Raw genomic sequence first — 20,766 nt, 5'->3', positions numbered from 1 at the left:
GATCGGTCACGCTGGCGGACTCCCGTGTCGGATGGCGTCGGTAGGCTGTCCGGGTGTCGGACTCCGCAAAGCCTACCCTCATGGTCATCGACGGCCACTCGCTCGCCTTCCGGGCCTTCTACGCGCTGCCGGTCGACAGTTTCGTGAACCGCGACGGGCAGCACACGAACGCCATCCACGGCTTCATCTCGATGCTGCTGATGCTCCTCCAGCGCGAGAAGCCGACCCACCTCGCGGTCGCGTTCGACATCTCGCGCTTCTCGTTCCGCACGCGTGAGTACGAGGACTACAAGGGCACCCGCTCCGAGACCCCGGCCGAGTTCAAGGGCCAGATCCCGCTCCTCCAGCAGGCGCTCGAGGCGATGGGCATCACCACCGTCACGAAGGAGGACTACGAGGCCGACGACATCCTCGCCACCTTCGCCCGCCAGGGCTCCGAACAGGGCTACCAGGTCTACGTGGTGTCCGGCGACCGCGACTCGATCCAGCTCGTGAACGACGACGTCACGCTGCTGTACCCGTCGGTCCGTGGCGTCTCCGAGCTCACCCGGTACGACCGCGACAAGGTGTACGAGCGGTACGGCATCGAGCCGCACCAGTACCCCGACATCGCGGCGCTCGTCGGCGAGACCAGCGACAACCTCATCGGCATCGACAAGGTCGGCGAGAAGACCGCGGTGAAGTGGATCACGGCGTACGGCTCCCTCGACGGTGTCCTCGAGCACGCCGACGAGATCAAGGGCGTCGTCGGCAACAACCTGCGCGAGCAGAAGGACCGGGCGATCCGCAACCGGAAGCTCAACCGGCTCGTGAACGACGTGGAACTGCCCGTCGGGCCGGCTGACGTCGCACTCCGTCCCCTCGACGAGGCCGCGGTGCGCGAGCTCTTCGCGAAGCTGCAGTTCCGCACGCTGCTCGACCGCGTGTTCAAGGTCGCGGGCTCCGGCGAGCCGTCGGAGTCCAGCGCGGTCGAGGGCTCGGTCGACAGCGGTGCGCCGACGCCGCCCGCGGTCAAGACCCTCATCGACGAGGAACTCGGCTACTGGCTCGAGCGCCGCAACGCGGCCGAGGCGGCGAACGGCTACGGCGTCGCGGTCGAGGTCATCGACGGACGCCTCAGCGCGATCGGCATCGCCACGCACGACGACGCCGTCCTCGTCCCGGGCGGCAGCGGCGCGAAGGACTACGAGCAGCTGTCGGCGTGGTTCGCCTCCGACGCCCCGAAGCACTTCCACGACGCCAAGACCGCGATCAAGGCACTCGCCACGGTCGGCTTCGAGGTGAACGGCATCGCCGGCGACGCCCGCCTGACGGGGTGGCTCGCGCAGCCGGGCAAGCAGGGGCAGCCCCTCGCCGACCTCGTCTACCAGGAACTCGGCGAGGAGCTCCCCACGGCCGACCCGAACCAGCTCGTCCCCGAGACCGACCCGGTGAACGTCGGCGTGCACGCGTGGTTCGTGCTCCGGGTCACCACCGCACTGCGTGCGCGTCTCGACGAGTCCTCGCTCACCGTCCTCGACGACATCGAGCTCCCGCTCGTCCCGGTCCTCGCCGGCATGGAGACCACGGGTGTCGCGATCGACCGTCCGGTGCTCACCGGGCTGTCGCACGACCTGGGGGAGCGCGCGGCCGAACTCGCGCAGCAGGCCTTCGCCGAGATCGGGCACGAGGTGAACCTCGGGTCGCCGAAGCAGCTGCAAGAGGTCCTCTTCACCGAGCTCGCGATGCCGAAGACCCGCAAGACGAAGACCGGGTTCTCGACCGACGCCGCGAGCCTCGCCGACCTGCAGGAACAGCACCCGCACCCGTTCCTCGGCCTGCTGCTCCAGCACCGCGACGCCACGAAGCTCCGGCAGATCGTGGACACGCTCGACGCCGCGATCGTCGACGGACGCATCCACACCCGGTACGAGCAGACCGGCAGCAGCACCGGCCGCATCTCGTCGACCGACCCGAACCTGCAGAACATCCCGGTGAAGACCGCGGTGGGGCGCCGGGTCCGGTCGGCGTTCGCCGTCGCCGAGCCCTACACGACGCTCATCACGGCCGACTACTCGCAGATCGAGATGCGCATCATGGCGCACCTGTCCGGTGACCCGGGTCTCATCCAGGCCTTCAACGAGGGCGAGGACCTGCACCGGTTCGTCGGCGCCCGGGTGTTCTCGGTCGAGCCGGCCGACGTCACGCCCGAGATGCGCACGAAGGTCAAGGCGATGTCGTACGGCCTCGCCTACGGCCTCAGCCCGTTCGGCCTGTCGAAGCAGCTCCGCATCGAGCAGTCCGAGGCGCGCACCCTCATGAACGAGTACTTCGCCCGGTTCGGCGCGGTGCGCGACTACCTGCGCGGTGTCGTCGAGCAGGCGCGCGAGGACGGCTACACCGAGACCATCTTCGGTCGCCGTCGCCCGTTCCCCGACCTGAAGAGCCCGAACCGCGTCCTCCGCGAGAACGCCGAGCGCGCGGCGCTGAACGCGCCGATCCAGGGCTCGGCGGCCGACATCATGAAGATCGCGATGCTCGGCGTCGCCGCCGACCTCCGCGACGGCGGGCTCGCGTCGCACCTGCTGCTGCAGGTGCACGACGAGCTCATCCTCGAGGTCGCGCCCGGCGAGCAGGAGCGGGTCGAGGAGATCCTCCGGACCCGCATGGGCGGCGCGGCCGAGCTGACCGTCCCGCTGGACGTGTCCGTGGGCGTCGGCCCGAACTGGGAAGCCGCTGCGCACTGAGGCGCGACCGCCTGCCGGACGCGGAGGGACGGTGCCGGCCCGCACCGCGCCTCCCGTCCCGCAGGTTCCGCGTCGTGAGCGGTCGTGGATAGGGTCGTGAGCATGACCGATGACCGTCCCGTCCGCCAGCCCTCCGCCGTCGACCGCGTCGCCGAGGACTGGGTGTCCACCCTCGTCGACCTCGACCCGACCGTCGCCACGTACATCGGTGTCCCGGGGCGCACGGGGGAGTACGGCGACACGTCGCCCGCCGGTGCGGCGGCCATGGCGGACGCGGCGCGCGCCGCGAAGCGTGCGCTGGACGCCGCCGACGCGGTGGACGCCGTCGACGAGGTGACGAAGACCGACCTCGGCGCCGAGCTCGACCTCGTCCAGGAGTCCTTCGACCGCAAGCTCCACCTCCGCGACCTCAACGTCATCGCCAGCCCGGCGCAGTCCGTGCGCGACGTCCTCGACCTCATGCCGACCGCGACCGAGTCCGACTGGCAGGACATCGCGAGTCGGCTGCACGCGCTCCCCGACGCGATCGAGGGCATCCGCGAGACCCTGCTCGAGGGCACGCGCGAGGACGTCACGCCCGCCCGTCGCCAGGTCGCGCTCATCGCCGAGCAGGCCACCCGCACCGGTGCGGCGGACGGCGTCTTCCGGCAGCTGGTCGACGGCGCCGCGTTCGACGACGGCGGTCCGGTGCCCGAGCCGCTGCGGGCCGAGCTCGCCCGCGGGGCCGAGGTCGCCGCTGCTGCGTACCGGTCGTTCGGGCAGTTCCTCGAGCACGAGCTGATGCCGCTCGCGACGCCGGTCGACGCCGTCGGGCGCGAGGCGTACGAGCTGCACTCCCGGCGCTTCCTCGGTGCGGTCGTCGACCTCGACGAGACGTACCGGTGGGGGATCGAGGAACTCGCGCGGATGCGTGACGAGCAGGAGCGCATCGCCGACCGCATCGAGTCCGGTGCGAGCGTCGCCCGGGCTATCGAGGTCCTCGACGCCGACCCGGCGCGGGTGCTGCACGGCACCGACGCCCTGCAGCGGTGGATGCAGGAGACGAGCGACGAGTCGATCCGGGCGATGGACGGCAAGTACTTCGACATCGCCGACCCGATCAAGCGCCTCGAGTGCCGGATCGCCCCCACACAAGAGGGCGGGATCTACTACACCGGCCCGTCCGACGACTTCTCGCGCGCCGGCCGCATGTGGTGGTCCGTGCCGCAGGGCGTCACCGAGTTCGGTACCTGGCGCGAGAAGACGACGGTCTACCACGAGGGCGTCCCCGGTCACCACCTCCAGATCAGCCAGGGCGTCTACAACCGCGGCGAGCTGAACACCTGGCGTCGGCAGCTGTCCGGGTCCTCGGGGCACGTCGAGGGCTGGGCGCTCTACGCCGAGCGCCTCATGGAGCAGCTCGGCTTCCTCGACGACGACGGGGACCGGCTCGGCATGCTCGACGGGCAGCGCATGCGTGCGGCCCGGGTGGTGCTCGACATCGGCGTCCACCTGCAGAAGACGAACCCGGACGGTGGCGCCTGGACGTGGGAGTACGCCCTCGACTTCATGCGCCAGAACGTGAACATGTCCGACGAGTTCGTGCAGTTCGAGGTGGCGCGCTACTTCGGCTGGCCCGGGCAGGCACCGTCGTACAAGGTCGGTCAGCGCGTCTGGGAGTCGATCCGCGACGAGGTGGCCGCCCGCGAGGGTGCGTCGTTCGACCTCAAGGCGTTCCACCACCGGGCCCTCGCGCTCGGCAGCATCGGTCTGGACACGCTCCGCAGCGCCCTGCTCGGCTGATCGATCGGGGCCGACACGATCCGACACGCCCGGTTGTGGGTGCTCGCTCGCTGCGGTTAGACTTGTGCGGCGCAATCCGCGCTCACCAAACACATCGCCAGGACGGCTCGAACCGGCATCCGGTTCGGACCAGGGGGTCGCTCCCTCGCCGTCTCGGCCCGACTCATGTCCGTTCGGAGCAATCTCTACATGACAACCACCACGACCAAGGCTCCCAAGCAGGTCGCCATCAACGACATCGGCTCGGCTGATGACTTCCTGGCCGAGGTCGAGAAGACCCTGAAGTTCTTCAACGACGGAGACCTCATCTCCGGCACCGTCGTGAAGATCGACCGCGACGAGGTCCTCCTCGACGTCGGTTACAAGACCGAGGGTGTCATCCCCTCGCGCGAACTCTCCATCAAGCACGACGTCGACCCCAACGAGGTCGTCGAGGTCGGCGACGAGGTCGAGGCCCTGGTTCTCCAGAAGGAGGACAAGGAAGGTCGCCTCATCCTGTCGAAGAAGCGTGCGCAGTACGAGCGCGCCTGGGGCGACGTCGAGAAGATCAAGGAGTCCGACGGCGTCGTGACCGGTACGGTCATCGAGGTCGTCAAGGGCGGTCTGATCGTCGACATCGGCCTCCGCGGCTTCCTCCCGGCGTCGCTCATCGAGCTGCGTCGCGTCCGCGACCTCACGCCGTACCTCGGTCAGGAGCTCGAGGCGAAGATCCTCGAGCTCGACAAGAACCGGAACAACGTCGTCCTCTCGCGCCGCGCGCTGCTCGAGCAGACGCAGTCCGAGTCCCGGACCACGTTCCTCAACAACCTCCACAAGGGCCAGGTCCGCAAGGGCATCGTGTCGTCGATCGTCAACTTCGGTGCGTTCGTCGACCTCGGCGGCGTCGACGGTCTCGTCCACGTCTCCGAGCTCAGCTGGAAGCACATCGAGCACGCCAGCGAGGTCGTCGAGGTCGGTCAGGAAGTCACCGTCGAGATCCTCGAGGTGGACCTGGACCGCGAGCGCGTGTCGCTCTCGCTCAAGGCCACGCAGGAAGACCCGTGGCAGGTCTTCGCCCGCACCCACGCGATCGGCCAGATCGCACCGGGCAAGGTCACGAAGCTCGTGCCGTTCGGTGCCTTCGTCCGCGTTGCCGACGGCATCGAGGGCCTCGTGCACATCTCGGAGCTCTCGAACAAGCACGTCGAGCTCGCCGAGCAGGTCGTCTCGGTCAACGACGAGGTCTTCGTCAAGATCATCGACATCGACCTCGACCGTCGTCGCATCTCGCTCAGCCTCAAGCAGGCGAACGAGGGCGTGGACCCGGAAGGCTCCGAGTTCGACCCGGCGCTCTACGGCATGCCGACCGAGTACGACGACAAGGGCGACTACAAGTACCCGGACGGCTTCGACCCGGAGACGAACGAGTGGCTCGAGGGCTTCGACACCCAGCGCGAGGAGTGGGAGCGTCAGTACGCTGCCGCCCAGTCGCGTTGGGAAGCCCACAAGGCGCAGGTCGCGAAGACCATCGCCGACGAGGCGCAGGGTGGCTTCGACCTCCCGGCGACCGCTTCGTCGTCGTCGTCCTCGACGTTCGCGACCGAGTCGAACGGTCAGGGCACCCTGGCCGACGACGCTTCGCTCGCAGCGCTCCGCGAGAAGCTCAGCTCGACCAACTGATCGAGCGGCGCAGCCGTACCGGAAGCCCGGCATCCCTGAGAAGGGGTGCCGGGCTTCCGGCCGTTCCGGAGGTGGCGGGTCGGTAGCCTGTCGGTGTGCGCATCATCGGTCTCACGGGCGGCATCGCCGCGGGCAAGTCCACCGTCTCCGGCCGTTGGGCCGAGCACGGTGCGGTCGTGGTGGACGCCGACCGGCTGGCGCGCGACGCCGTCGCTCCCGGCAGCCCGGGCCTGGCGCAGGTCGCCGAGCGGTTCGGCCCCGGCGTCATCGCACCCGACGGTTCGCTCGACCGGCCGGCACTCGGCGCGATCGTGTTCGCCGACGCCGCGGCGCGGAAGGACCTCGAGGGGATCACCCACCCCGAGGTCTGGCGTCTCGCCCAGGCGGCGTTCGACGCAGCCGAGGCAGCGGACCCGGACGCCGTCGTGGTCTACGACGTGCCGCTCCTCGCCGAGGCCCGGGGGAGCCGGCCGCTGCGGTTCGACGCGGTCGTGGTCGTCGATGCTCCCGCTGCCCAGCGGATCGCGCGACTGGTGGAGCACCGCGGCATGCCCCGCGACGAGGCCGAGCGCCGCGTCGCCGCACAGGCGAGCGATGCCGACCGCCTGGCGCTGGCCGACCACGTGGTGGACGCCACCGGCACCCTCGCCGACACGATCCGATCCGCCGACGAGGTCTGGGAGCGCATCGGCCGATGAAGCACCGGGTGCTCCTGGTCCTCGCGGCCGTCCTCCTCGTGGCGATCGGCGCCGCGTCGCTCGTCGCGGCGAACGTCCTCGGTGGCGATCGGGTCGCGGAGCACGGCCGGGTGTCCGCAGCCGACCGACCGCGCGGCGACGAGCACGGTCCGGTGGGGGAGTTCCACCGCTTCCGGCTCGGCACGATCAACGGGCAGCGGCTCGAGCCGAACCGTGACGACTTCGCGGCACGCACCGACTCCGGCGGCCCGCTGCTGCTGTTCCTGCCGGCGACCCGCGCCCGGCCCGCCGACTACCAGCTGTTCCTGTCCGCGGCACTGCGCGACGGGTACCACGTGCTCGGCCTCGACTACTGGAACCTCGGCAAGACGCTGTCGGGGACGTGCGAGGCGGATCCGCACTGCTACGGGCAGGTGCAGCGGAACCGGTTCGACGGCACCCGGCCGTCACGGTTCAGCTCGGTGCAGCCGGCCGGCTCGATCGTCTCGCGGTTCCGCGACGCGATCGCCTACCTCGACGACCACGACCCGGACGGCGGGTGGGGACGGTTCGTCCAGGGCGACTCGGACATCGCCTGGCAGGACATCGTGGTGGCCGGACACTCGCAGGGAGGCGGCGAGGCGGCGTACATCGCGCACATCCGGCCGGTGCGGGGCGCGCTGATGTTCTCCTCGCCCGTGGAGTCGTTGGGCAGCGAGCACGCGGCCTGGATGGACCGCCCGGGGCGGACACCGGTCGCCCGGATGTACGCGATCGACGACGTGCGCGACGTCTTCGGCCCCCGGATCCGCGGCTCCTGGAAGGTGCTCGGGCTCGACGGTCCCGACGGGCCGTTCCGGACCGACACCGCGCCGCCCGGACCCGACGAGGACCCGCACGCGATCCTCACCGACATCGCGGTCGGGTCGCCGGCCGAGTCGCACTCCCGCACGATCAAGGACACGACCCCGATCGGCCGCGACGGGCTCCCGCGGATGGAGGCGCTGTGGCAGTGGCTGCTCCACCGGTTCTCATCGGACCCGTCATAGGATCCCGCAATACTCTGAGTCCGTGCAGCAAGCAGGCGAAGGACCCGACCTGCGCTCGACCATCCGTGCCCGCGCGGCGCAGGACGGGGAGCGCAGCTACCTCGAGGACGCACGCAGTGACCGCGTCCTGACCTACCGCGCGCTCGAGGACGCGGTGTCCGCGTGGTCCTCGACCTTCGACGCGATCGGGGTCGCGCCGTCCGGGGCGGTCCTGGTCGACCTCGCCGACCCGCTCTCGTTCGCGGTCGTGCACCTCGCCGCCCTCGCGACCGGTCGGCGGGCGATCCCCGTCGACACCGGACAGCCGACCTCGGAACCCGGCCGTCTCGCCGACCTGATCGGCGGTGCCTCGCTCGTGGTGTCGGACCGCGCCGTGGACGCGACCGTCCCCGGGGTGCCGGCGAGCGGGATCGACGCGGCCACGTTCCTCCCGGCAGCCGTCCGCGACGGCGACCTGCCGTCGGAGAACCCGGACGCACCGGGCGAGGGGTCCGTCGTGCTCTTCACCTCCGGCTCCACCGGCACCCCGAAGGGCGTCGAGCTGCCCGAGTCGCAGCTGCTGTTCGTGGCCCGGGCCGTGGCGCAGCACAACCGCCTCACGCCGGAGGACCGCGGGTTCAACTCCCTCCCGCTCTTCCACGTGAACGCCGAGGTCGTCGGGTTGCTGGCGACCCTCGTGGCCGGCGGGACCCTCGTGCTCGACCGACGGTTCCGTCGCACCGGCTTCTGGGAGCTGCTCGCCGAGCGCCGGATCACCTGGCTGAACGCGGTCCCGGCGATCCTCGCGGTCCTCGCGAAGACCGGTCCGCCCGACTTCCCCGAGGGCCTCCGGTTCGTCCGCAGCGCCTCCGCTCCGCTGCCCGATCCGGTGCGGCAGGCGCTCGGCGACGTCCCGCTCGTCGTCAGCTGGGGGATGACCGAGGGGGCGTCGCAGATCACCGCCACGCCGCTCGGTGCTCCCGCACGCGTCGGGACCGTCGGCGTGCCGGTCGGGTCCGAGGTGCAGGTCCGGGGCGAGGACGGCACGGTGCTGCCCGCCGACGAGGTCGGGGCCCTCTGGATCCGCGGCGAGGGCATCGTCGACCGTTACCTCTTCGGTCGCGCAGCCGAACGGTTCGACGCGGACGGCTGGTTGCGCACGGGCGACGTCGGATCGGTCTCGGCGGACGGCTGGGTGTCGCTCGCCGGTCGCTCGGACGACGTCATCAACCGGGGCGGCGAGAAGGTGTACCCCTCCGAGGTGGAGGACGTGCTGCTCGGCGACGACCGCGTGCTCGAGGCCGTGGTCGTCGGGCGGCCGCACGAGGTCCTCGGCGCGGTGCCGATCGCCTACGTGATCCCGCAGCCGGACGAGGCCGTGGACGCCGAGGCCCTGGTCGCCGACCTCACCGCGCGGGCCGAGGCGCACCTCACACGGTTCCGCCGTCCGGTCGAGATCGTCGTCGTGCCCGACCTGCCGCGCGCGCCGACCGGCAAGGTGCAGCGGGCGAAGGTGCGGACGATGGCCGAACACCCGTGACCGACGCCGCCACGCCCACCGCCGACGCTGCCGACCGTCGGGTGCAGACGCCGACCCCCACCGCCGAGGGGAAGCCGCGGCACCTCTACGAGGTCGACGTCCTCCGCATCCTGACCTTCGCCTGCGTCATCGGCGTCCACACCACGAGTCACACGGTCGCCGCCGACGACGTCCCGCTGAACGCCCTGCTCGGCCTGCTCCACTTCACCCGCCTGGTCTTCTTCTCGCTGACCGCCTTCGTGCTCGTCTACAGCTACACGCTCCGACCGCGGCCGATGGCCCAGTTCTGGCCGAAGCGCTTCCTGCTCGTCGGCGTGCCCTACCTGGCGTGGTCCTTCGTCTACGTGGCGTCGTCCTGGCTCCTCAGCGCCACCCGCCGGGGCGACGTGCCCGACCTCGTGCGCACGTACGCCGAGGGAATCGTCACCGGCGTCTCCTGGTACCACCTCTACTTCCTGCTCGTGACGATGCAGGTGTACCTGCTCCTGCCGGTCATCGCGTGGCTGGTCCGGAGGACGCGCGGCCACCACGTCGCGGTCCTCGCCGTGACGTTCGTGTTCCAGCTCGTGGTCTTCGCCGGGTACAAGTACTTCCCCGCCAGCGACGCGTGGATGCACGGCTACCAGAAGCAGTTCTTCTTCTCGTACGTGTTCTTCATCGTCTCCGGCGCGATCGCCGCCGACCACGCGGACGCCTTCCTCCGGTTCATCCGGGTGCACCGCCGCGCCGTCCTCTGGGGCTTCGCGGGCGCCGGCGCGCTCACCCTCGGCGTGTGGTGGCTGCAGGTCGGTCTCGGGCAGTCGCTCTACGCCGCCGGCACGCCCCTGCAGCCGGTCCAGGTGCTCTGGAGCAGCGCCGTGTTCGTCGGGTTCCTGGCGATCGGTGCGCGCTGGGCGGATCGGCGCCGGCCCGGGAGCGCGCTCGCCCGCGTCGTCGACCACGGCTCGGACCGGTCGTTCGGCATCTTCCTCAGCCACCCGTTCGCGATCTGGATCCTGCTCTACGGCGACAGCTGGCTCGAGCGCGTCGTCCCGAAGCCCTGGCTCACGCTGGTCACCTACGTGCTCGTGCTCGTGCTGTCGGTGGCCGTGACGGAGCTGTTCCGGTGGACGCCGTTGAGCGTGCCGCTCACGGGGCGGCCGTCGTTGTCGTCACGTGGGCAGCGGGCGGCGCGGGCGCGGAAGCGGGAGGCGGCTGCTCGGGGTGCGGGTGCTGGTGCCGTGCCGGTGGTCGCCCCGGAACCGCGGGTCGAGCCGGTCGAGCCGGTCGAACCGGACGATGCGCTCGTGGGGGAGACGGACGACGTCGGACCGCGGTCGACGCGCTGAGCGCGTCCGCCGATGGGGCGTCGCCCGCATCGCGCGGGGACTGGAGGCGCGGGTCGGGCCGGCAGCGCGCCTCGCGTCGTGCGCAGTGCCGGACGGGAGGCGCGGGTCGGCCTGGCACCGGGCCTCCCGTCCGCAGCGTGCAGCGGTCGTCGCGACGCGGATCAGCCGGCGTGCTGCTCGGCCTTCGGGACGCCGATCTCGAGGACGCCGTCCGTCATCGTGAGCCGCTTCGGCTTCATGAACCACGCGACCACGGCCGCGGCGGCGAGCAGCACGCAGGAGAGGGCGAAGGGCAGCTGCCAGCCGGAGGCGTCGATCAGCGCGCCGAACACGATCGGCGAGATAACGCCGGCGATGCCGAAGCCGGTGTTCATGAACCCCGACGCGGTGCCGGACCACTGCGGGGCGACGTCCATCGGGATTGCCCAGAGGTTGGCGTTGCAGAGTTCCAGGAAGAAGAACGAGAGGGCGAGCGAGATCGTCGCGACGACCAGGCCCTGCCCGATCACGAGGGGGACGAGGCAGACGAGGGAGCCGCCGAGGCCGATGACGAGGACGATCCTCCGGGCGTTCCGGCTGTCCCCGCCGCGGTGGATGATCCGGTCGCTGAGCATCCCGCCGACGGTGTCGCCGATGACGCCCGCGAGGAGCACGAGCGTGGTGAAGAGGGCGAACTGGCTGATCGGCAGGCCGTAGGTGTCGCTGAGGAACGTCGGGATCCAGGTGAGGAACACCCAGAGCACCCAGCCGTACCCGAAGTCGACGAAGGTCACCGGGGAGATCTGCCGGGCCAGCGTGCGCCACGGGACGGGCGGCCGGGTGGCGCGGGTCTCGACCGGCGGCAGCTCGTCGAGCTCGACCTGCTGGATGCCGGTGGTGTCCTCGGGCTTGTCGCGGAACCAGACGAACCAGACGATCGCCCAGGCGATGGACAGGACGGCCGTCGCGAAGAACGCCCACCGCCAGCTGCCGGTCGCACCGATGACCCAGGCGACGAGGAGCGGCGCGAGGGCGTTGCCGAGGCGCGCCGCGGAGTGCACGACGCCCTGTGCGAAGCCGTTGCGGTCGCGGGGGATCCAGCGGCTCATCGCCTGGGTCGCGGCGGGGAACGCGGCCGCCTCGCTCAGGCCGAGGAGCGCGCGGGCGGCGAAGAGCGTCCAGAAGCCGACCGAGAACCCGGTCCAGAGGGTGGCGACACCCCAGATCACGGTGATGACGAACAGGGCCTTCCGGGGACCGAACTTCTCGGCGATCGTGCCGCCGAAGACCTGCAGCAGGGCGTAGGGGAGTGCGAAGGCGGAGACGATGAGCCCGGCGGTCGTCTCGTTGAAGCCGAAGTCCTCGGTGATGTGGGGGAGCGCCGTGGAGATGTTGGTGCGGTCGATGTACGAGATCGCGTACATGCAGCACAGCAGGATGAGCACTCGTCCGCGGATGCGTCCGCGGAACGGGGTGCCCTTCGTCGGTGCGGCGGGGGTCGCCGTCGTCATGGGGGCCTCTTCGGGGAGTGAGAGCGAGTCGGGTTGCTGAACGGATCGGAGGCTATGCCGGGTCCCTATCAGCGGTCTCGGAGCGTGCTTGGCGTGGACGATACGCCGAGGGCGAGCAGACGGCTCCGGTGTCAGGGGTGCCGACTACCGTTGTCGGTATGGCAGTGTCAATCGAGCCCACGCGCGCGGTCCGCCCGTTCGAGGTCATCAGCGAGTACTCGCCGAGCGGCGACCAGCCCGCGGCGATCGCCGAACTGGCCGGTCGCATCAACGCCGGTGAGACCGACGTCGTGCTGCTCGGTGCGACCGGTACGGGCAAGTCGGCGACGACCGCGTGGCTCATCGAGCAGGTGCAGCGGCCGACGCTCGTGCTCGCGCACAACAAGACCCTGGCGGCCCAGCTCGCGAACGAGTTCCGGAGCCTGCTGCCGAACAACGCCGTCGAGTACTTCGTCTCGTACTACGACTACTACCAGCCCGAGGCGTACGTCCCGCAGACGGACACCTTCATCGAGAAGGACTCCTCGGTCAACGCCGAGGTCGAGCGGCTCCGGCACTCGACGACGAACTCGCTGCTCAGCCGGCGCGACGTCGTGGTGGTCTCGACGGTGTCCTGCATCTACGGCCTGGGGACGCCGGAGCAGTACATGAACGCCTCGGTCGCGCTGCACGTCGGCCAGACGATCTCCCGCGACCAGCTCGTCCGCAAGTTCGTCGCGATGCAGTACCAGCGGAACGACGTCGACTTCGCACGAGGGACCTTCCGGGTCCGCGGCGACACGCTCGAGATCATCCCGATGTACGAAGAGCACGCGATCCGCATCGAGATGTTCGGCGACGAGGTCGAGGCCCTGTCGTACCTGCACCCGCTCACCGGCAACGTGATCGAGGACATGCCCGCCGTGTCGATCTTCCCGGCGTCGCACTACGTCGCCGACACCGAGGTCATGCACCGGGCGATCGCCACGATCAAGGACGAACTCGCCGAGCGCCTGGCCGAGCTCGAGGGCCAGGGCAAGCTGCTCGAGGCCCAGCGGCTCCGGATGCGCACCACGTTCGACATCGAGATGATGGAGCAGATCGGCTTCTGCTCCGGCATCGAGAACTACTCGCGCCACATGGACGGCCGTGCCGCGGGGGAACCACCGCACTGCCTGCTCGACTTCTTCCCGGACGACCTCCTCATCGTGATCGACGAGTCGCACGTCACCGTGCCCCAGATCGGCGCGATGTACGAAGGGGACGCCTCCCGCAAGCGCACGCTGGTCGAGCACGGGTTCCGCCTGCCGAGCGCCCTCGACAACCGACCGCTCACCTGGGAGGAGTTCCTCGAGCGCTCCGGCCAGAAGGTCTACCTGTCGGCGACCCCGGGCCGGTACGAGCTCGGCGTGACCGACAGCGTCGTCGAGCAGATCATCCGCCCGACGGGCCTGGTCGACCCCGAGATCGTCGTGAAGCCGAGTGACGGCCAGATCGACGACCTGCTCGAGGAGATCAACCAGCGCGTCGAGAAGGACGAGCGCGTCCTCGTCACGACGCTGACCAAGCGCATGGCCGAGGAACTCACCGACTTCCTCGGCAACGCCGGCGTCCGGGTCCGGTACCTGCACTCCGACGTCGACACCCTCAAGCGCGTCGAGCTGCTGACCGAACTGCGCCAGGGCGTCTACGACGTGCTCGTCGGCATCAACCTCCTGCGCGAGGGGCTCGACCTGCCCGAGGTCTCCCTCGTGGCGATCCTCGACGCCGACAAGGAAGGCTTCCTCCGCTCGTCGACGTCGCTCATCCAGACGATCGGTCGTGCCGCCCGCAACGTCTCGGGCCAGGTGCTGATGTACGCCGACAAGATGACCGACTCGATGAAGACGGCGATCGAGGAGACCGACCGTCGCCGCGAGAAGCAGGTGGCCTACAACACCGAGCGCGGCATCGACCCGCAGCCCCTGCGCAAGAAGATCGCCGACATCACCGAGATCCTGGCGCGTGAGAACGACGACACGAAGGCGCTGCTCGAAGGTCGCCCCGGAGCGGACGGCCGACGCTCGCCGACGCCGAACCTCAAGCGCGGCGGGATCGCGGGCGAGGGGGCGATGCAGCTCGAAGCGACCATCGGCGACCTCAACGAGCAGATGCTGCAGGCGGCGGCCGAGCTGAAGTTCGAACTCGCCGCACGGCTCCGCGACGAGGTGCAGGACCTCAAGAAGGCGCTGCGCCAGATGGAGTCGGCGGGCCATGTCAGCTGACGCCGGCGCGCGCGCCGCGCGCGACGGGTCTCGTCGCACGGTCGTCGTCACCGGTGCGAGTGCTGGCCTCGGGTACTTCGCCGCGGAGCAGCTCGCCGCCGCCGGTCACCGCGTCGTCCTCGCGACCCGCAGCCGCGAGCGCGCTGCGGCGGCCGAGCGGAGCATCCGTCGCCACGTGGACGGCGCCGACCTCGCGCACGTGCACCTCGACCTCGCCGACCTCGACAGCGTGCGGGCAGCCGCCGACGAGCTCGCGGCGCTGCAGCCGGAGGGTGTCGACGCGATCGTGAACAACGCCGGCGTGGTGGGCGCGAGCACGATGCAGCGGACGGCCCAGGGCACCGAGCTGCAGGTGGGCACGAACCACCTCGGGCACTTCGCCTGGACGGCGCTGACGCTCCCGCTGCTCGACCGCCGCGCGGGGCGCGTGGTGCACCTCGGGTCGATCGCACACCGGTGGGCACGGCTCGACCCGGCGGACCCGCTCGGCGCGAGCCACTACTCCAGCTACCGCCAGTACGGGCGGAGCAAGCTCGCGGTCATGCTCTTCGGCTTCGAGCTCGCCGAACGCCTCGCCGATGCCGGGTCACCGGTCTCCAGCGTCGTCGCGCATCCCGGGTTCTCGCTCGACCTGCTGTCACCCGAGCGTCCCGACGTCGCATCGTCCCGATCGGAGCCGGCGTGGACCCGTCCGGCGCAGCGGCTGTACGCCCAGGGCAAGGACACCGGCGCCGACCCGCTCGTGCACGCGGCGATCGCCGACGGCGTCCGCTCCGGCGAGTACTGGGGGCCGTCGGGCTGGGTGCAGCTCCGGGGGCCGGCATCGGTCGTCCGGGCCGAACCGCGGGCCCACGACCGAGCCGAGGCCGCCCGGCTGTGGGTGGCGAGCGAGCGTGCCGCCGGGGTCGCGTTCGCTCTCGACGCACTCGTCTGACCGTCCATCGCGGCCGAATGTCGGTGCCGCTTCGTAGAATCGACGACGATGACCATCACCTCTGACCGCGGAACCTCGACGTCGGGCCGGAATGCCTTCGGCGAGCCCGTAGACCTCCACATCCCCGGCGGCACGGCACCGCACAGCACCTCCACGCTCAGCGTGCGCGGTGCCCGCGTGCACAACCTGCGCGACGTCGACCTCGAGATCCCACGCGACTCGCTCGTCGTGTTCACGGGTCTGTCCGGATCCGGCAAGTCCTCGCTGGCGTTCGACACGATCTTCGCCGAGGGACAGCGTCGCTACGTCGAGTCGCTGTCCGCGTACGCGCGCCAGTTCCTCGGGCAGGTCGACCGCCCGGACGTCGACTTCATCGAAGGGCTCTCGCCCGCGGTCTCGATCGACCAGAAGTCGACGAACCGCAACCCGCGCTCGACGGTCGGCACCATCACCGAGGTCTACGACTACATGCGTCTGCTCTGGGCGCGCATCGGCATCCCGCACTGCCCCGTCTGCGGTGAGGTGATCAGCAAGCAGAGCGTGCAGCAGATCGCCGACCAGCTCATGGAGTTCGAGTCGGGCACGCGCTTCCAGGTGCTCGCGCCCGTCATCTCCAAGAAGAAGGGCGAGTTCGTCGACCTCTTCCAAGAACTGGCGGCGTCCGGCTACGCCCGCGCGATCGTCGACGGGGAGCGCATCCAGCTCAGCGACCCGCCCAAGCTCAAGAAGCAGGTCAAGCACGACATCTCGGTCATCGTCGACCGTCTCGTCGCGAACGAGGACATCCTCGGGCGCCTGACCGACTCGCTCGAGACGGCACTGCGCCTGACCGACGGCACGGTCGCGATCGACCTCGTCGACGCCGAGGGACCCGGTGCGGTCCGGACCTACTCCGAGAACCTCTCCTGCCCGAACAACCACCCACTGGCGCTCACCGAGATCGAGCCCCGCACGTTCTCGTTCAACGCGCCGTTCGGTGCGTGCCCCGAGTGCTCCGGCCTCGGTACCCGCATGTCGGTCGACCCGGACCTCGTCCTCGGCGACCCCGAGGCGTCCCTGCGCGACGGCGTCCTGCTGCCGTGGACGGGCACGAGCGGGCTCTACTCCTACTTCGAGAAGCTCCTCGCCGGCCTCGGCAAGGACCTCGGGTTCGACCTGGACACCCCGTGGAACCGTCTCGACGCCTCGGTGCAGGCAGCGATCCTCACCGGCAAGGACTTCCAGGTGTCGGTGTCCTGGCGCAACCGGTTCGGCCGCGAGATGCGGTACACGAGCGGGTTCGAGGGCGTCATGCCCTACATCGAGCGCAAGTTCGCCGAGGCCGAGTCGGACTCGCAGCGGCAGCGCTTCCAGGGCTACCTGCGCGAGGTCCCCTGCCCGGTCTGCGACGGCACGCGCCTCAAGCCCGAGGTGCTCGCGGTGACGGTGGACGGCCGCAGCATCGCCGACGTGACGGACATGTCGCTCGACAACGCGTACGGCTTCATGGAGAGCCTCACCCTCACCGAGCGCGAGGCGCACATCGCGGCGGCGGTCCTGCGCGAGATCCGGGCGCGGCTCGAGTTCCTGCTCGAGGTCGGTCTGAACTACCTGACGCTCTCCCGTGGCGCGGGCGGGCTGTCCGGCGGCGAGGCGCAGCGCATCCGTCTGGCCACCCAGATCGGGTCCGGTCTGACCGGCGTGCTCTACGTCCTCGACGAGCCGAGCATCGGGCTGCACCAGCGCGACAACCGGCGGTTGATCGACACCCTGGTGAAGCTCAAGGACCTCGGCAACACGCTCATCGTCGTCGAGCACGACGAGGACACGATCCGCACGGCGGACTGGGTCGTCGACATCGGCCCCGGCGCGGGTGTGAACGGCGGCAACGTCGTCCACTCCGGCTCGTACGAGGGGATCATCGAGAACCGCGAATCGATCACGGGCGACTACCTCGCGGGTCGACGTGCGATCGAGGTCCCGGCCGAGCGTCGCAAGGTCAACCTCAAGCGCACGATCAGCGTGCAGGGTGCGCGGGCGAACAACCTCAAGTCGATCGACGCTGACTTCCCGCTCGGGGTGTTCACCGCGGTCACCGGGGTGAGCGGCTCGGGCAAGTCGACGCTCGTCAACGACATCCTCTACAAGGTGCTCGCCAACCAGCTCAACGGCGCACGGCACATCGCGGGCAAGCACACCCGCGTGAAGGGGCTCGACCAGCTCGACAAGGTCGTGCACGTCGACCAGGCGCCGATCGGTCGGACCCCGCGGTCCAACCCGGCGACCTACACGGGCGTGTTCGACCGGATCCGACAGCTCTTCGCCGAGACGCCCGAGGCGAAGGCGCGCGGCTACCAGCCCGGTCGCTTCAGCTTCAACGTCAAGGGCGGTCGCTGCGAGAACTGCTCCGGCGACGGCACGATCAAGATCGAGATGAACTTCCTCCCCGACGTCTACGTCGCGTGCGAGGTCTGCGGCGGTGCGCGGTACAACCGCGAGACGCTGCAAGTGCACTACAAGGGCAAGGACATCTCCGAGGTCCTCGACATGCCGATCAGCGAGGCAGCCGAGTTCTTCGAACCGATCTCCGCGATCCACCGGTACATGGCGACCCTCGTCGACGTCGGGCTGGGCTACGTCCGGCTCGGACAGAGCGCGACGACCCTCTCCGGGGGCGAGGCACAGCGCGTCAAGCTCGCCACCGAGCTCCAGCGCCGGTCGAACGGCCGGACGGTCTACGTCCTCGACGAACCGACCACCGGTCTGCACTTCGAAGACGTCCGCAAGCTGCTCCTCGTGCTGCAGAGCCTGGTCGACAAGGGCAACACGGTCATCACGATCGAGCACAACCTCGACGTCATCAAGTCGGCGGACTGGCTGATCGACATGGGACCCGAGGGTGGATCCGGCGGCGGGACGGTCCTCGCGACGGGGACGCCCGAGCACGTGGCGAACGTGCCCGAGAGCCACACCGGGGTCTTCCTCAAGGAGATCTTCGACGCGCAGGACGCGCGGGTCGGCAAGGAGCAGGCGGTCGGCGCACGCACGGCCACCCAGAAGCGTCCGAAGGCGAAGCAGAAGGCGGGTGCTCGGTAGGTGGCGGACACCGTCCCGTGGCGTCCGAAGGCGGGGGAGATCCCCACCGATCCGGGCGTCTACCGCTGGCGTGACGAAGCCGGCCGGGTGCTCTACGTCGGCAAGGCGAAGAACCTCCGTGCCCGGCTGAGCAACTACTTCGCACCGCTGCCGACGCTGCACGAGCGCACCCGGCGCATGGTGCTCACAGCACGGAGCGTCGAGTGGACGACGGTCGGTTCCGAGATCGAGGCGCTGCAGCTCGAGTACACGTGGATCAAGGAGTTCGATCCGCCCTTCAACGTCAAGTTCCGGGACGACAAGTCCTACCCGTACATGGCGATCACCCTGGGCGAGGAGTCGCCGCGGGTGATGGTCACCCGGAACCGGAAGATCAAGGGCGCGAAGTACTTCGGGCCCTACCCGAAGATCTGGGCCGTGCACGACACGATCGACCTGATGATCAAGGTGTTCCCGATCCGCACCTGCTCGGACTCGTCGTACAAGAAGGCGATGCAGACCGGCAAGCCGTGCTTCCCGGGGCAGATCGGCAAGTGCGGCGGTCCGTGCTCCCAGAAGGTCACGATCGCCGAGCACCGCGCGCTGGTCGAGGAGTTCGTGCGCTTCATGGCGAGCTACGACCGCCGGGTGATCACGCAGCTGCGGCAGCGCATGGCCGCTTCGGCCGACGCGATGCAGTACGAGCAGGCCGCGAAGTTCCGCGACCAGGTCGGCGCGCTCGAGGCCGTACTCGAGAAGTCCGCGGTCGTGCTCCGCGACTCGGTCGACCTCGACCTGTTCGGCATCTCCGAGGACGAGCTCGCCGCGGCGGTGCAGCTGTTCTCGGTGCGCGGCGGGCGCATCCGCGGTGTGCGCGGGTGGGTCGTCGACAAGGAACTCGACATCTCGACGGGCGACCTCATCGAGCAGATCGTGCAGGGACAGTACGCGACGGGCGAAGAGCCCCCGCGCGAGGTCGTCGTGCCGGAACTGCCGGAGGACGCCGACGCACTGCAGCAGTGGCTCAGCGAACGCCGTGGCGGTCGGGGCACCAAGCTCAGCACCGCGCAGCGGGGTGACCGGGCGGGGCTCGCCCGGACCGCGGCGCAGAACGCGGCGCAGGCGCTCATGCTCTACAAGACGAAGCGCTCCGCCGACTACACGACGCGGTCCGCGGCGCTGGCGGACATCCAGGACGCCCTCGGCATGACCGAGGCACCGCTCCGCATGGAGTGCTACGACATCTCGCACCTGCAGGGGACGAACGTCGTCGCGTCGATGGTCGTGTTCGAGGACGGGCTGCCCCGCAAGGACCAGTACCGGCGGTACTCGATCGCCGAGACCACCGACGACACCGACAGCATGTACCAGGTGCTGTCCCGCCGGCTCGCGCGCCTCGACGAGGACGCCGAGCTGCCGGACGTCCCCGACGTCACCAGCGACGAGGTCGTCGAGGGCTCGAAGCCGACCAAGCGGTTCGCGTACCGGCCGCAGCTCCTCATCGTCGACGGCGGGCAGCCACAGGTGCAGGCGGCGAAGCGCGCGATGGACGAGGCCGGGGTGCACGACATCGCGCTCGTGGGGATCGCGAAGCGGCTCGAGGAACTCTGGTTGCCGGACGACGACTTCCCGGTGATCCTGCCGCGCAACTCCGAGGCACTGTTCCTCATCCAGCGCATCCGTGACGAGGCGCACCGGTTCGCGATCACGCACCAGCGGACCCGGCGGAAGCGGGACGTCCGGTCGCGGCTGTCCGAGATCCCGGGTCTCGGGCCCACCCGGGTGAACGCGCTGCTGAAGCACTTCGGGTCGGTGGCGCGCCTGCGCGAGGCGACGGCGGAGGAGATCGCCGAGGTGAACGGTGTCGGACCGGCGACGGCGGCGGCCGTGGTCACGAAGCTCGCGCAGACGCCGACGAGCGCGCCGGAGGCCGCCGGCGCCCCGACGCCGACGAGCGCGCCGGAGGCCGCGGGCGCCCCGACGCCGACGAGCGCTCCCGACGGGGCCGGTGCGCCGGACACGGCGATCGAACCCGGCACCGCCAGCGCGGCCGACGCAGCCGGCGAACCGGGCAGCGCCAGCGCGCCCGACCTGGCAGCCGCCACGCAGTCGGCCGCCACCCGCTCCGGAGGACCGGCCCGGCTCCCCGAGGTGACCGACGACGGCCCGCACCTGCCCGCATGACGCACACCGCGCCTCCCGTGCGGCCGACCGACGGACCGCACCCGACCGGCGGACGGCACCAGACCGACGGGCCACGGCCGACGGACGGACCGCACCCGACCGGATGACGCACCCCGAGCCC

Annotated in this window: 12 protein-coding genes; 11 read left to right on the top strand and 1 reads right to left on the bottom strand. The window is 70.3% G+C overall.

Annotated elements, in window-relative coordinates:
• The first annotated feature begins 53 nt into the window (after window positions 1-53).
• The 7 genes from polA to J2X60_RS07380 all read left to right on the top strand — a co-directional run bounded on the left by polA (window position 54) and on the right by J2X60_RS07380 (window position 10,740).
• Window positions 54-2,726, top strand: a complete 2,673-nt coding sequence (gene polA / locus J2X60_RS07410; RefSeq protein ID WP_229084965.1) for a DNA polymerase I — start codon at window positions 54-56, stop codon at window positions 2,724-2,726.
• A 102-nt stretch (window positions 2,727-2,828) separates the two neighbouring features.
• Complete coding sequence (locus tag J2X60_RS07405) at window positions 2,829-4,508, top strand: DUF885 domain-containing protein (protein ID WP_070416220.1); 1,680 nt, start codon at window positions 2,829-2,831, stop codon at window positions 4,506-4,508.
• A 189-nt stretch (window positions 4,509-4,697) separates the two neighbouring features.
• Window positions 4,698-6,167 carry a 30S ribosomal protein S1 gene (rpsA, locus tag J2X60_RS07400; protein ID WP_070416219.1) on the top strand — a complete coding sequence of 490 codons (1,470 nt, stop codon included), beginning with the start codon at window positions 4,698-4,700 and terminating at the stop codon, window positions 6,165-6,167.
• A 95-nt stretch (window positions 6,168-6,262) separates the two neighbouring features.
• Complete coding sequence (coaE, locus tag J2X60_RS07395; protein WP_309886961.1) at window positions 6,263-6,865, top strand: dephospho-CoA kinase; 603 nt, start codon at window positions 6,263-6,265, stop codon at window positions 6,863-6,865.
• Window positions 6,862-7,893, top strand: coding sequence for a BPSS1187 family protein (locus tag J2X60_RS07390; protein ID WP_309886960.1), 1,032 nt, complete (start codon window positions 6,862-6,864; stop codon window positions 7,891-7,893). Before coaE ends, J2X60_RS07390 begins: the two co-directional genes overlap by 4 nt.
• 22 nt (window positions 7,894-7,915) lie before the next feature.
• Complete coding sequence (locus tag J2X60_RS07385) at window positions 7,916-9,412, top strand: AMP-binding protein (RefSeq protein ID WP_309886959.1); 1,497 nt, start codon at window positions 7,916-7,918, stop codon at window positions 9,410-9,412.
• A complete protein-coding gene (locus J2X60_RS07380; RefSeq protein WP_309886957.1) occupies window positions 9,409-10,740 on the top strand; it encodes an acyltransferase in 1,332 nt (443 codons plus the stop codon). Before J2X60_RS07385 ends, J2X60_RS07380 begins: the two co-directional genes overlap by 4 nt.
• A gap of 161 nt (window positions 10,741-10,901) precedes the next feature.
• Here the strand turns inward: J2X60_RS07380 and J2X60_RS07375 are convergent, their stop codons facing one another.
• Window positions 10,902-12,230, bottom strand: a complete 1,329-nt coding sequence (locus J2X60_RS07375) for an MFS transporter (RefSeq protein ID WP_309779636.1) — start codon at window positions 12,228-12,230, stop codon at window positions 10,902-10,904.
• 170 nt (window positions 12,231-12,400) lie between these two features.
• Here J2X60_RS07375 and uvrB point away from each other — a divergent pair, with 170 nt between their 5' ends.
• From uvrB to uvrC, 4 genes are read left to right on the top strand one after another with little or no spacing between them, the layout of a single operon-like run.
• On the top strand, window positions 12,401-14,473 hold the full coding sequence (uvrB, locus tag J2X60_RS07370) for an excinuclease ABC subunit UvrB (RefSeq protein ID WP_070419051.1): 2,073 nt from the start codon (window positions 12,401-12,403) through the stop codon (window positions 14,471-14,473).
• Window positions 14,463-15,407 (top strand): SDR family NAD(P)-dependent oxidoreductase, encoded by a 945-nt coding sequence (locus tag J2X60_RS07365; RefSeq protein ID WP_309886956.1) that lies wholly within the window; start codon window positions 14,463-14,465, stop codon window positions 15,405-15,407. Before uvrB ends, J2X60_RS07365 begins: the two co-directional genes overlap by 11 nt.
• 48 nt (window positions 15,408-15,455) lie before the next feature.
• Window positions 15,456-18,482, top strand: a complete 3,027-nt coding sequence (uvrA, locus tag J2X60_RS07360; protein WP_309886954.1) for an excinuclease ABC subunit UvrA — start codon at window positions 15,456-15,458, stop codon at window positions 18,480-18,482.
• Window positions 18,483-20,645, top strand: a complete 2,163-nt coding sequence (gene uvrC, locus J2X60_RS07355; protein ID WP_309886952.1) for an excinuclease ABC subunit UvrC — start codon at window positions 18,483-18,485, stop codon at window positions 20,643-20,645.
• Window positions 20,646-20,766: the final 121 nt, after the last annotated feature.

It is taken from the genome of Curtobacterium sp. 320 (genome assembly GCF_031455235.1).
Classification (GTDB): Bacteria; Actinomycetota; Actinomycetes; order Actinomycetales; family Microbacteriaceae; genus Curtobacterium.
Note: the sequence above shows the minus strand (reverse complement) of the source record. Positions and strands in the feature narration are given on the sequence as shown.

What these genes read in the sequence shown, in the direction of transcription:
- rpsA (WP_070416219.1), top strand. Translation starts at nt 4,698, where the DNA reads ATGACAACCACCACGACCAAGGCTCCCAAGCAGGTCGCCATCAACGAC.
- J2X60_RS07365 (WP_309886956.1), top strand. Translation starts at nt 14,463, where the DNA reads ATGTCAGCTGACGCCGGCGCGCGCGCCGCGCGCGACGGGTCTCGTCGC.
- J2X60_RS07375 (WP_309779636.1), bottom strand. Translation starts at nt 12,230, where the DNA reads ATGACGACGGCGACCCCCGCCGCACCGACGAAGGGCACCCCGTTCCGC.
- J2X60_RS07405 (WP_070416220.1), top strand. Translation starts at nt 2,829, where the DNA reads ATGACCGATGACCGTCCCGTCCGCCAGCCCTCCGCCGTCGACCGCGTC.
- J2X60_RS07390 (WP_309886960.1), top strand. Translation starts at nt 6,862, where the DNA reads ATGAAGCACCGGGTGCTCCTGGTCCTCGCGGCCGTCCTCCTCGTGGCG.
- uvrA (WP_309886954.1), top strand. Translation starts at nt 15,456, where the DNA reads ATGACCATCACCTCTGACCGCGGAACCTCGACGTCGGGCCGGAATGCC.